This window comes from Hymenobacter roseosalivarius DSM 11622 (assembly GCF_900176135.1).
In the GTDB taxonomy this organism is placed as follows: Bacteria; Bacteroidota; Bacteroidia; order Cytophagales; family Hymenobacteraceae; genus Hymenobacter; species Hymenobacter roseosalivarius.
In genome coordinates this window covers 1-1,016 of record NZ_FWWW01000121.1, presented here as the reverse complement: position 1 = coordinate 1,016, position 1,016 = coordinate 1, and the positions used below count along the sequence as shown (strand labels likewise).

The 1,016-nt window shown below is 64.6% G+C and carries 2 protein-coding genes; both read right to left on the bottom strand.

From position 1 onward, the window contains the following. Positions 1-15 precede the first annotated feature (15 nt). A complete protein-coding gene (locus B9A24_RS21155; protein ID WP_084448103.1) occupies positions 16-447 on the bottom strand; it encodes a transposase family protein in 432 nt (143 codons plus the stop codon). 5 nt (positions 448-452) lie between these two features. Continuing rightward, on the bottom strand, positions 453-956 hold the full coding sequence (locus B9A24_RS21150) for a transposase family protein (RefSeq protein ID WP_084448101.1): 504 nt from the start codon (positions 954-956) through the stop codon (positions 453-455). Between the last annotated feature and the right edge of the window lie 60 nt (positions 957-1,016).

Here is a 1,016-nt window from a genome sequence, read left to right as displayed (position 1 = left end):
TAAAGCTTATGCGGGTTAATTCGCGGAATTCGCGAGCGGGCGCACGCGGTACGCGCGGTGGGGACTGCGCACGCGCAGGTTGTGCAGGCCGCAGGCCACGACCATGACCGTATCGCGCGCCCACTCGCCGCGCAAGCGCAACGTGTCACCGACTATGCGCAGGCGCTTGATGCCGCTGTGGGCGTGCTCGATGACCACGCGCAAGGGACTGAGCAGGTGATTGTAGAGTTGTTGCGCAAACGTCAATTCCCGCTTCGGGGGCTTTTTGTGGGGCATCTCCACCAGCACCCCGGCCGGGGCGTGGCCCTGCAGGCCCAAATCCTGGCGCAGCACGCTACCGGCCGGCAGGTGCAGGGCGTACTCGTCGGCCATTTTCTTGTCGTGTACCCGTCCGCCTTCCGTGGGGGAAAGGAAGTGCACGTACTGCATATCGTCGCACAAGGTCATGTTTTTCAGGCGGTGGGCTTTTTTTTAGCGCTATATTCGGCGGCCTGTGCGTCGCGGTCGGGGTTGCGTGGCACCCCGCGCTCGACCCCGTCGTAGGCAAAGACCTTCTCCGGATGCTGGGCCAAGTGCCGGGCCAACTCGGCCCCGTCGCGCACGGGCAGCAGCCCGCGCCGGCCGAGCACCTGGTTGAGCACGCCCAGCAGGGCCGTGGCCAGGCGGCTCACGCGGGTCTGTGAGACACCGAAACTGGCGGCCTGATGTTGCTGCAAGCCGTTGCTTTTGAGGTAGGTGAGCAGGAAAAAGAGCTTCGTGTCGCTGCCTGCCAGCGCGGCATTAGCCCGCTCGGCGTGGGCCGGCAACCGCCGCTTGCCTCCGTCGAGCGTGTGGTAGCGGTGGTAGCCCTCCCAGGCCGGCGCGAAGTCGGTGAGCAGCTCGTCAAACTCGGCCGGCAACAGACTGGTCAGGGCCAGAAACTGTTGCGGCCGCTCGCGCAGGGTCAGATAATCCATGCCCAAATTTACGGTAAAGCCTCGCGGGGTAACTTAGCAGCATTCTCCGCATTAGGTCTA

What these genes read in the sequence shown, in the direction of transcription:
- B9A24_RS21150 (WP_084448101.1), bottom strand. Translation starts at nt 956, where the DNA reads ATGGATTATCTGACCCTGCGCGAGCGGCCGCAACAGTTTCTGGCCCTG.
- B9A24_RS21155 (WP_084448103.1), bottom strand. Translation starts at nt 447, where the DNA reads ATGACCTTGTGCGACGATATGCAGTACGTGCACTTCCTTTCCCCCACG.